The sequence below is a fragment of the Aquimarina agarivorans genome (genome assembly GCF_000218485.1).
Classification (GTDB): domain Bacteria; phylum Bacteroidota; class Bacteroidia; order Flavobacteriales; family Flavobacteriaceae; genus Aquimarina; species Aquimarina agarivorans.
Window position 1 is genome coordinate 1 of sequence record NZ_AFPB01000155.1, and the last position, 11,843, is coordinate 11,843.

An 11,843-nucleotide genomic window follows, 5' to 3' on the forward strand; every position below is an offset into this window, starting at 1 on the left:
CATATCTGTAGGTCTTTTTTTCTCCGAAAGGGGCGTATTGTATTGATGCAATTTGATAGTTCTTGAAGCCAATTTCAACATCCTGCCATTGGGTTATTTCTTTTATAGTGCCGTAAAGACTGGTGCAACGCTGCACTCGAATAAAGAAATACTCACTATTAGCTTCAACTACAGGAATAACGGTTTTAACAAATGAGCCACAATCCATACGGCTATATTTGGGTTTTATTCCAAATTTTTTAAGAGTATTGTAGGCGCGTTGAAGGGTTTGGTCTTGCTTGTATTTGACATTACTATTTCCATTTCTGTTTTCAATATAAACAGGGTGATTCCCAATGGTGGCAATTCCTGGAAAGTATCCATCGGCTTTTTTGTAACTGCGTTTTGAATCGTATTTAGCTGTGGGTATAAATTGATTGTCGTAATCAAAAATATAGTCTTGATTATTAGGGGAAAGTTGTTTGCAGTGAATTAAAAGTTCAATCATCAGTTCATTTAACTTCATATTGATATTGAAATCGTGTTGAACTGCTGTCGAGGAAATATAGGTTTGTTTGGTGGTCGCTAATTCTTTTTGCATTCGCAATAGCGTATCTGCTGAACAAACCGAAAAATCTTTTACTTGTTCTAATTCTCTGCGAAAATGTTCTGTAATATCTTCGGCACATTCTCCTCCACAGAGGGTCAATAGAAAATAAGAACGTATTAAATCAGAATAACAATAAGTCGATTTTGAACTCCTCGAACCAAGTTTTTGGTCAATTAGCTGATAGATAGAACTTTTACTAACAATATGATCAGCAAAATTTATTCCGCCAAATGAATTAATAGTTTCACTAGAATACGTAATTTTCATCCGCAACGATGTTTTCACCTAAATAGGTGAAAATATTTTAATCGGCAAAGCTTTGTGATCGTTATTTTACAAGGCTTGCCGATTATTTAACTTTTTTTGATGCGGATACTAGGGTATACTAAAATTATCGCATAAAAAGCTTGCCTAAGCTAGTTGTAGATAGTTTGGATTTTGAGGCTATATATACCCGCGAGCAAACTGTTATTCAGTAAGGTTTTTTAGCAATAGAAACTTACTATATTATCAAAAATAAAGATCACAATATTCAATTAATTAAGTTTGAATTTGTAAATAGTGTGGATAAGGCATTGGAAAAAAGTGTATTAAACCTAATTACGCAAAATAAAATTCCTGATGTAAATTATACCCGGTTACATATAAAAAAGATTAATTTTTTAAGCCATGTATAGGAAGATTGCTCAAATTGCAGGTGGATGGGAGTTAATAATTTGCAATGTCCATATCAGGGGCAAATGAGTTGGTCACTACATCGGTCTGAAGTAAGCGCGGAACAAACAATTGAGCAAATGATTGCGATAACAAAACTAAAACAGGTTTGCCACTGCAACTCAATAAGGTGATGGAATTGGTGAATTAATTGACTTTTGAAGTCAGTAATTTTATGAAGGATTAGTACTAAATAATGTTGCTGCTTTTTTTAGTTTAAGGGGGACGGAAAGTGTACTTGTTGAAACAAATTGAGGGAGTTTCAATTTGTTAACTAGTATTTATAGAAAAGCTTTAATCCACACGTAGTCTATGATTTTATAAGGTAATATTGCGTTTAAAAGCACACCCTAAATCTACAATGGAGTCTGTTTTTAAAATGCCTTCGATACTGTCTAGTTTGTGATATAAAATTTCGCGCATATGTTCATGCGATTTTGCAATAATACGCACAAATAACGTATAGGATCCAGTAACATAGTAACACTCAGTAACTTCGGGAATTTCCTTTAGTTTTTTCGTTATTTTATCGCTGTCGTGATCTTTTTGAAGCGTCAATCCAGTAAAAGCACACCAATCATAGCCTACTTTTTTCTCATTAATAATTGGTTTTATACCGGTTAAAACGCCACTTTCAATCATTTTATTGATGCGCTGATTTACCATTGTATTAGAAATATCAAGTTTTTGTGCAATAGAAGAAAATGCTTTTCTACCATCTATTTCTAATTCTTTAATAATACTTCGGTCGTAATTGTCAAGTTCAAAATTTTCCATGGCTCAAACTAAGAATTTTAAAATTGGTATTGAAATTTTTACAGAATTAATAAAAATGCACCTTTAAAATTAAATTTAACTTTTTTAACACATAATACGGAGTAAATTTAAATATAAATTAGCAAAATAAACTAAAATTGACTTTTGTAAATTTATGAAAAAAATTAACTTTTTGCTAATAGCGCTAATTTGTTCAGCATTTGGAATGCTGGGACAAGTTGAAATTACTGGTACAGTAACAGATAATCTTGGAAATTTACTTCCTGAAGCCGATGTTTTTGAGAAAGGAACCACAAATGGAACAACCACTAATTTTGATGGTTTTTTTAAGTTGGAAGTTTCAAAAGGAGCAACCATTAGTGTCAATTACATAGGTTTTGAAGCTCAGGAAATTGTAGTGGAATCAACCTCAAATGTAAAAATTGTTTTAAATCCGGATAATTCGCTGCAGGAAGTAGTTTTAGTAGGAACTCGAAGCCCAAAAAGAACGGTAACAGATACACCTGTTGCTATTGATATTATCGATGTTTCTGATGTAGTTACCAAAACTGGAAAAGTTGATATTACTGAGTTATTGCAATTTGCAGCACCTTCATTTAATGCACAGAAGCAATCAGGAGCTGATGGCGCGGATCATATTACACCTGCTGCTTTAAGGGGGTTAGGGCCCGATCAAACGTTGGTACTCATCAATGGAAAACGCAGGCATCAGTCATCGTTAATTAACTTATTTGGTACAAGAGGAAGGGGAAATACGGGAACTGATTTAAATGCCATTCCGGCATCGGCCATTAAACGAATTGAAGTATTGCGCGATGGAGCATCTGCTCAGTACGGTTCCGATGCCATAGCCGGAGTAATAAATATTGTTTTAAAAACATCCACTGATAAATTGACGGGTGAAGTCTTTTATGGTGCTAATGATGCCAACAATGATGGTGGTTTTGGAATACCTGCAAAAGAGGGTTTAGATGGGAATACCTACAAGGCGACCACTAATTATGGTGTTGCTTTAGGCGAAAAAGGTGGTTTTATCAACATGACTGGGGAGTACTTAAAAAAAGAAAAACCTTTAGACCTGGTGCTGATTTTAGAACTCGTTTTGGTGAAGCCAGTGTGGATACGTATCATGCCTTTGTCAACTCGGAAATTCCAATTAATGATGAAACTACATTTTATGCTTTTGGTGGGGCTAGTTTAAAAGATACTGATGCTTTTGCATTTACACGGGATGCAAATAGTGCTCGTAACGTTTTAGGTATATATCCTAATGGTTTTGTACCAAGAATTACTTCTATTATTCGCGATCGATCTATATCGGCAGGAATTCGATCTAAATTTCGCAATTGGGATGTGGATTTTAATAATACTTTTGGTACAAATGAATTTCATTATTTTATTAAAGGAACGCTAAATGCTACTTTGGGAATAGCGAGTCCAACAGATTTTGACGCAGGAGGGCATACTATTACTCAAAATACTACGAGTATTAATTTTACCCAAAATTTTGACGTGTTGGAAGGTTTAAATGTTGCTTTTGGTGGTGAATATAGAACTGAAAACTTTACCATTTTTGCAGGAGAAGAAGGTTCGTATGCGTTTTATGATGTTAACGGAGTTCCTGCCGATAGAAATACTCCTGATGAAAATAGACCTAGACTTGGAGACGAGTTAAGGCCAGGTGGATCTCAAGGTTTTCCTGGGTATAGTCCTGGAAACGAAGTGGACAGAAATAGAACAAATTTATCCGCATATATTGATGGAGAATTAGATGTAACAAATACTTTTTTGGTGGCTTTGGCAGGAAGGTTTGAGCATTACAGTGATTTTGGATCTGCTTTTACAGGAAAATTATCTTCACGATTAAAATTGACACCTGATTTGAATTTAAGAGGCTCCTTAAGTACTGGTTTTAGAGCACCATCGCTGGCGCAAATTCATTACAATCTGCGATTTATATCAATAACATCCTCAGGTTTGGTGGATACTTTACTAGCTTCAAATACTAGCAGAATTGCTAGAGAATTTGGTATTAATGAATTAAGTCAAGAACAATCACAAAGTGCCAGTATTGGATTTAGTTTCAAGTCTGGAGGATTTACAGGTTCTATTGATGGCTATTATACCAAGGTTACTGATAGAATTGTGCTTACAGGAACTTTTGAACCAACACCAGCTCAGCAGGAAGTTGCTCAGGCCAACTCCATCCAGTTTTTTGCAAATGGTGTAAATACTGAAAATTTAGGACTGGACTTTGTTGCAACCTACAAATTCAACCTTGATGCTCATAAAATCGGATTAAATTTTTTAGGAAATCTAAATAAAATAAACCTTCTGGACATTAAAAGTGACGAGCCAGATGTATTTTTTAATGCTAAGGAAAGAGGGTTTTTAAAATTTGCTTCGCCAGTTTATAAAATCAGCTTAGGTGCGGATTACGCGTATGAAAAATTCGGAGCAACTATCAACACTACTTTTTTCGGGAAAACAGGACCATTTAGCAATGGTGAAGAGGAGTATACTTATGGCGCTACGTCCACAACAGATCTAAATTTAAATTATCAGTTAACTGACAATATAAAACTTGTGGCAGGGGTAAATAATTTATTTAATCAATACCCTGATGAGCAAGATCCTAATTTACCTGAAAATGGAGGTATCTATGATTCGGTGCAGCAAGGTTTTGCAGGATCGCATTATTACACTCGTATTAGTTACAGTTTTTAGGGTACTAATTTAATGTGAAAGTAACCTTATAATAAACTTTTGGCAGTTCTATTTCGTAAATTAGAGCTGTCAAATTCATTTAAAATACCATGAATAAATGCTTACAGAAGACACGTTTATAGAAAAAGAAGAAAAATATGGTGCCCATAATTACCATCCATTACCAGTGGTGTTAAATAAAGGCAAAGGAGTGTTTGTATATGATGTGAATGGTAAAAAGTATTTTGATTTTTTGTCAGCATATTCTGCAGTCAATCAAGGACATTGTCATCCAAAAATTATAAAAGCCTTAACGGAGCAGGCGCAGCAACTCACATTGACTTCTCGGGCATTTTACAATGACCAATTAGGTCCTTTTGAAGAGTTTGTTTCAAAAATGTTTGGTTATAACAAGGCTTTGTTAATGAATTCAGGAGCTGAAGCGGTGGAAACGGCTATGAAATTAGCAAGAAAATGGGGGTATCAAAAAAAAGGGGTACCTGAAAATGAAGCAAACATAGTATTTGCTACAGGTAATTTTCACGGTCGAACCTTATCCATAATTTCTGCATCGCAAGACCCCCAAAGTACGCGTGGCTTCGGTCCTTATATGGGAGGTATTTCTTTAGTGGAATACAATGATACTGAAGCTTTAAAACAGTGTTTTGAAACCAATAAAAATATAGTAGCATACATAGTGGAACCCATTCAGGGTGAAGCTGGTGTAATTATGCCCGATGCTTCTTACTTAAGTAGAGTGAGGGAGCTTTGTACGCAGTACAATGTACTTTATGTTGCTGATGAAATTCAAACTGGAATTGCACGTACGGGAAGTTTGTTAGCCTCATGCGGAAATTGCAATTGTATCAATGCATGTAGTTTAGAAAAATCAAGCAAGCCAGATATTTTAATTTTAGGAAAAGCATTGTCTGGCGGCGTATATCCCGTATCCGCAGTGCTTGCTGATGATGCGGTAATGCTTTGTATTAGACCAGGGGAGCATGGATCAACTTACGGAGGAAATCCTTTGGCATGTGCAGTTTCTCAGGCTGCCTTGGAGGTAATTATTGATGAAAAATTAGCGGCTAAAGCCCAAGAAAAGGGAACCTATTTGCGTACTAAGCTAAAGGATTTGCAAGTGGCCTTTCCATTAATTGTAGCAGTACGCGGAAAAGGGTTGCTTAATGCAATTGAAATCAATTCATCCGAAACTTCAAAATTGGCATGGGATATTTGTTTGGAATTCAGAGATAATGGATTACTGGCAAAACCTACACATGGTAATAAAATTCGATTTGCTCCTCCGTTGACTATTACAACTAAAGAAATTGATGACTGTATAGCTATTATAAAAAAATCATTACTAAAGTTTTCCTTATATGAATAAAATTGATGTAGTGCATAACAAAATTAATATTAAGGAGCAAAAAGTGTTTCTCAAGGGTGATGCGTTGACTTCGAATATAATGATGGTGCGTCCCGCTAATTTTGGCTATAATGAAGAAACGGCTGAAAATAATGCCTTTCAAACCAATGTTTCTGGGGTGTCAGCAGATACCGTTTCTGCAAAAGCAAAAAAAGAATTTGATCATTTTGTTGCTGAACTTAAAAAGAATAAGGTGAATGTTGAGGTTATTGATGATCTTGATTTTCCAGTAAATCCTGATGCAGTGTTTCCAAACAATTGGATCAGTTTTCATAATTCCGATTTTATTGTGACGTATCCAATGTTTGCGCTTAAACGCAGAAACGAGCGCCGGAAAGAAATTATTGATAAGTTGAAACTGAAATACGATATCAAAGTCCAATTTGAATTTGAACACTTTGAAGGACAGCAAATGTACCTGGAAGGTACAGGTAGCATTGTTTTTGATCGAAATCATAAAATAGCTTACGCTTGCAGATCAATGCGTACTAATGAGTATTTATTTAAAAAGTTTTGCAGTGATTTGGATTTTACCCCCTTACTTTTTGATGCTGTAGATAAAAAAGGACAGCCCATATATCATACTAATGTAATGATGGCAATGGGTGTAGATTTTGTGATTATTTGTATGGAAAGCATTCCTAATATTTTTGATCAGGAAAAACTAAAAGAATCATTTGGCGCTACTGGTAAAAAAATTATTCCAATTTCCTTGCAGCAAATGGAGCAGTTTGCTGGGAATATGCTGCAAATAAAAAATAAAAACGAAGAGCGGATTTTGGTCATGTCATCTAGGGCATTCAATTCATTAAGTCAATCACAAATTGACGAAATTGAGCATCACACAAAAATTTTACACGTGGATTTGAGTGTCATTGAAATTTACGGAGGGGGTAGTGCCAGATGTATGATTGCTGAAATTTTTTCGAGACCGATCAATGCTTAAAAGCATAAGTCTAACAATAAAAAACTTTTCGATACACCAATAAATTTAATGGAAAATACTGATACATTAATAAGTCAACAACCAAAGTATAACGCAAGGGCTGAATTTGATCAAGCTCAGGCAGTAATTATGCACGAGCCTTCAAGCGAGTTGTACTACGGGGTATTGCATCCGCATGCAGCGTTGTTTGATTCGTATTTTAATGCGGTAAAAGCGGCTGAGGAGCACAAACAATTTCAACAATTATTAAAAAATAAAGGATTAGAGGTATTTACCGTTAAAGAAGCTTTGCTAAAAAATGTAGTCGATTCCGAAGGGGAACCTATAGCGGGCAAAGACTTGGAAGCGTTTAGAAAATTTGCGCGTTCCTGTGTGCGTTTAAATACGCTTGCAGAAAAAGGATTGAATAAAAATGAACTTTTGGAACAGCATATTTATCTGGATCAGGTATTTCAGGCCATGCACCCTGTGGACTTGGTACGTACCATTTTGTTACAACCTAACTTAATTCTTAAAAAAACACCTACCAATACGTTTGTTACAGCAGATTACAATGCCAATCCGGTAATGAATTTATATTTTTCTCGCGATCAAATTATTACTACGGCAAAAGGGGTGATTTTGACCAATATGAATTCGCCACAGCGTGAAATTGAAACACGTATTTTATCTATGTGTTTAAAAAAGATTGGTGTAACTCCTTTACTGGACCTTTCTGAGGAAAATAAAAATGCCTTTATTGAAGGAGGCGATTTTTTTATGATGAATGATGTTGCCCTTATTGGCGAAGGTATGCGAACGAATAGATTGGCAATTGAAACTTTAATGAAGGCAGATGTTATTGGAACCAAAACAGTGGCGGTAGTAAAGGATAGGTATCATTACCAACCCCAAATGCATTTGGATACTTACTTTAATATTATTGATAATGATTTAGTGGCTATTTCTCACAATCGTTACTATGCCACTTCAGGTACTAAACAAGAATTGTTAGTTGATGTTTATACTAAAGAGCTTGATACTTATCAATTAACGGAAACTTCGATCCCTTTTAAGGATTATTTACAACTTCATTTAAAGGTGGAGGTCATCGTACTTTCTGACGAAGATCAAAAAAATTATGGATTAAACTTTTTATGTATTGGTCCAAGGAGTATTGTGGCCGTAAAAGGACAATCTGAAGATTATATTGCTAAAATGACCGCACATAATGTAACTGTGGATTGGGTAAATTTTGAGAATCTAAAACAAGGCTGGGGAGCCGCGCATTGTACTACCCAAATTATTAACCGTAAATCTTAAATTAAAATGAGTAATGCTTTTTATACTGTTCCTACTCCAGTAAATGAACCTGTAAAATCATACGCAAAGGGATCATTGGAACGCAAGCTTTTATTTGAAGCCTATGATGAAATGTATGAAAAACAAGTAGCTGTACCCATATATATTAATGGCGAAGCTATTTTTACTGATCAAGTAAAGGAAATTAAGCCACCTCATGATCATAATCATGTAGTGGGTACGTATACGTTGGCAACAACGGATCATATTAAAAATGCGATCACTTCATGCTTGGAAGCAAAATTAGCTTGGGAGCATATGCCATGGCAGGACAGAGCGGCTATTTTTTTAAAAGCGGCAGCACTAATTTCCGGACCCTACCGCTATAAAATTAATGCGGCTACTATGATTGGGCAATCTAAAAATATGTATCAGGCGGAAATCGATAGCGCTTGTGAATTGATTGATTTTTTCAATTTTAACGCTAAATTTTTAGAAGAAATATATGCCTCACAACCCATTTCATCCGAAGGTATATGGAACCGAACGGAATACCGCCCTTTGGAAGGGTTTGTATATGCAGTAACACCTTTTAATTTTACCGCAATCGCTGGAAATTTACCTGCAGCACCGGTATTAATGGGGAACGTTTGTGTTTGGAAACCTTCGGAAAGCCAAATGTATTCTGCCCAAGTTATTATGGAGGTGCTTATTGAAGCGGGTTTGCCTAAGGGGGTAATTAATATGGTTTCTGGGAACCCAGCAATGATTTCGGAAGAGGTACTAAAACACAAAGAATTTAGTGGGTTACATTTTACAGGTTCTACACAAGTGTTTAAACACTTATGGAAGCAAATTGCTTTAAATTTAGATCATTACAAAAGTTATCCAAAAATTGTTGGTGAAACCGGAGGTAAGGATTTTGTTTGGGTGCATCCATCTGCTGATGTGGCTACTGTAGGTACTGCTTTAATCCGTGGGGCTTTTGAATATCAGGGGCAAAAATGTTCCGCGGCGTCACGCGCCTACATTCCGCAATCCATGTGGCACGCTTTAAAAACCTATTTGGGTGATCAATTGGCAACAATTAAGGTGGGTACTCCTCGCGAAGCTTCAAATTTTGTTAATGCCGTTATCCATAAAGTTTCATTTAATAAATTAGTAGATAGTATTGAGTTTGTAAAAAATGCTGATGATGCCACTATTGAGTTTGGAGGAGGCTATGACAATGCAAAAGGATACTTTGTGGATCCTACTATTATTTTAGCAAAAAAGCCTGATTTTAAAACAATGAAAGAGGAACTCTTTGGTCCTATTTTAACTATTTACGTGTATGAAGATGCGGCGTGGGAAGCTACATTAGCTCAAGTTGATCAAACCTCCGAATACGCATTAACAGGTGCAATTTTTGCTAAAGAGCGTTCGGTTATAAATAAAGTTACCAAACTACTGAGTAATTCGGCTGGTAATTTTTATATCAACGATAAACCTACTGGTGCAGTAGTCGGACAACAACCTTTTGGAGGTGCTAGAGGGTCAGGGACAAATGACAAGGCAGGATCTATTTATAATTTGTTGCGTTGGGTTTCGCCACGAACCATAAAGGAAAATTTTGTACCACCTACAAATTACAAATATCCTTTTTTAGAAAGCTAATTTATTATTTCGAATTTTTTAAATTTGATTCATGGGTTTTAATATAAAAGAAATAATTACTGCAACCATGATATTGTTTGCAGTAATTGATATTGTTGGTAGTATTCCAATAATTATTGATTTAAGAAAAAAAGTAGGGCATATCCAAAGTGGTAAGGCAACAATAGTTTCCATAATTTTAATGATTGCTTTTTTATTTTTAGGAAAACAAATGTTAGAGCTTATTGGTATTGATGTAAATTCATTTGCTGTAGCGGGATCATTTATTATATTTTTTATTGCATTGGAAATGATTTTAGGGGTTCAGCTGTATAAAGCTGATAGTTTACAAACTGCTGCAATAGTTCCACTAGCGTTTCCATTAATAGCAGGAGCGGGGACACTTACTTCTATTTTATCGCTCAGGTCAGAATACCAAACTATTAACATTATAGTTGCTATTTTGATAAATTGCGGGGTGGTTTATATCGTATTAAAATCCTCAGTTAGAATAGAAAAAGTACTAGGAAATCAAGGGATTGATGTAGTTCGAAAAATTTTTGGAGTTATATTACTTGCAATTGCAGTAAAATTGTTTACAGCAAATATCAAAGGATTATTGGCTTAATTATTTTTAATTGTATTTAGTGGGAAATTGGTAGGTGTTTCATCTTTTTTATTAGTCGATTTTCTGTATTGAAATTAAAAATGTTTTTTACTACTACCAGTTCTGATTTTAAATTACTGAAATAAGAATTAAGTTTTTTTTGTTTGCACAGAAACAACACAACACCTTAGCTCTAGCTAGGGTGTTGTGTTGTTTTAAAGATGAAGCTTAAAACCATTTTGAATAAAAAAATATCATTGAAATTGAAATTATACCATTTCCTGTTTGAATTTACTTATAGAAAAATGATGGGTTTAGGAATTTTACCAATCAGAAAAATAAGCATATCATGTGGTTACGATTCTTTTTTATGTTGACCTAAAATCTCTATAGGCGTATTTTGGACTATCACGTACGGTTCTGTGAGAGGTTTAGGGGTGAGAGTCCCCTTTACCTACTCGACTACAAAACGTTATATTTAGTTATCTGCAAATTCTAATTATCCTCATGAGGATGAAATCCGCGTACTAAGATCTCACCAGTAATACCATCTATCTTTAATTTTTCTCTCCTCATGGGTGTTTTTTTATACTTTATCTGCCATAAAGCTCCTTCTGCTAGTATGCCTCTTTTAATTGAAGTATTTTCATCATATAAATCAATGGTGTCTTTTTCTTTTTCAATCAACTCTAACAATTGTTCAAAGGTAAATTTATAGGGATTATCATAATTTATTTCTTCTATCAATTCTCCATTAAAATTGTAATTTTTCCAAATAACTTTTTGAAATTTACCTCTCTTAAAACGTAACCCTTTTAATTTTAAAATACCATTACTATGATATTCTTTATACACAAAGAAGTATTCAGGTTTAGGAGGTATTTCATATTCAACATAAATTATGTCCTCATCATCCCCTACATCAAATTGTTGTATTTCAATTTCGTTTTCTAAAAAGATTGCAGTTTTAGCATTTTTCTTTCTCTCATTGTATGCAGGTATATCGAATTTTTCTGTGGTCATTTCTGTATGTGTATTAACCTTTATTATTTTATTTTTTTCAATCTTTTCTTTTTTGTTTTGTGCATTACACGAGCAAAATAAAAAAGAAGCTATTATAAGTATATATTTCATTCCTTTGTTAGATTAGGTTTTATATTAA

General features: G+C 34.6%; 10 protein-coding genes. 7 read left to right on the forward strand and 3 right to left on the reverse strand.

Features of this window, described 5'->3' with window-relative positions:
- Together GMC_RS0111505 and GMC_RS0111510 are read right to left on the reverse strand one after the other, a co-directional pair.
- On the reverse strand, positions 1-856 hold an 856-nt coding region (locus GMC_RS0111505), incomplete at its 3' end, for a hypothetical protein (RefSeq protein ID WP_010522270.1).
- A gap of 765 nt (positions 857-1,621) precedes the next feature.
- Entirely contained in the window at positions 1,622-2,080 is a 459-nt protein-coding gene (locus tag GMC_RS0111510) for an Lrp/AsnC family transcriptional regulator (RefSeq protein WP_010522271.1), read from the reverse strand.
- 154 nt (positions 2,081-2,234) lie between these two features.
- On the opposite strand from GMC_RS0111510, the gene GMC_RS22785 reads away from it, so the two are divergent.
- The 7 genes from GMC_RS22785 (at position 2,235) to GMC_RS0111540 (ending at position 10,702) form a co-directional block, all read left to right on the forward strand.
- Positions 2,235-3,281 carry a TonB-dependent receptor gene (locus GMC_RS22785; protein WP_316928975.1) on the forward strand — a complete coding sequence of 349 codons (1,047 nt, stop codon included), beginning with the start codon at positions 2,235-2,237 and terminating at the stop codon, positions 3,279-3,281.
- Positions 3,197-4,807, forward strand: a complete 1,611-nt coding sequence (locus GMC_RS22790; protein WP_316928976.1) for a TonB-dependent receptor plug domain-containing protein — start codon at positions 3,197-3,199, stop codon at positions 4,805-4,807. Before GMC_RS22785 ends, GMC_RS22790 begins: the two co-directional genes overlap by 85 nt.
- Before the next feature lie 97 nt (positions 4,808-4,904).
- A complete protein-coding gene (gene rocD / locus GMC_RS0111520) occupies positions 4,905-6,173 on the forward strand; it encodes an ornithine--oxo-acid transaminase (RefSeq protein ID WP_010522272.1) in 1,269 nt (422 codons plus the stop codon).
- Entirely contained in the window at positions 6,166-7,158 is a 993-nt protein-coding gene (ctlX, locus tag GMC_RS0111525; RefSeq protein ID WP_010522273.1) for a citrulline utilization hydrolase CtlX, read from the forward strand. Before rocD ends, ctlX begins: the two co-directional genes overlap by 8 nt.
- Before the next feature lie 48 nt (positions 7,159-7,206).
- Positions 7,207-8,460, forward strand: a complete 1,254-nt coding sequence (locus GMC_RS0111530; protein WP_010522274.1) for an arginine deiminase family protein — start codon at positions 7,207-7,209, stop codon at positions 8,458-8,460.
- A gap of 6 nt (positions 8,461-8,466) precedes the next feature.
- A complete protein-coding gene (pruA, locus tag GMC_RS0111535; RefSeq protein WP_010522275.1) occupies positions 8,467-10,095 on the forward strand; it encodes an L-glutamate gamma-semialdehyde dehydrogenase in 1,629 nt (542 codons plus the stop codon).
- 31 nt (positions 10,096-10,126) lie between these two features.
- Positions 10,127-10,702 carry a MarC family protein gene (locus tag GMC_RS0111540; protein ID WP_010522276.1) on the forward strand — a complete coding sequence of 192 codons (576 nt, stop codon included), beginning with the start codon at positions 10,127-10,129 and terminating at the stop codon, positions 10,700-10,702.
- A gap of 474 nt (positions 10,703-11,176) precedes the next feature.
- On the opposite strand, the gene GMC_RS0111545 is transcribed toward GMC_RS0111540, so the two are convergent.
- Positions 11,177-11,815: a hypothetical protein gene (locus GMC_RS0111545; RefSeq protein ID WP_010522277.1), complete on the reverse strand. Its 639-nt coding sequence runs from the start codon at positions 11,813-11,815 to the stop codon at positions 11,177-11,179.
- Positions 11,816-11,843 lie beyond the last annotated feature (28 nt).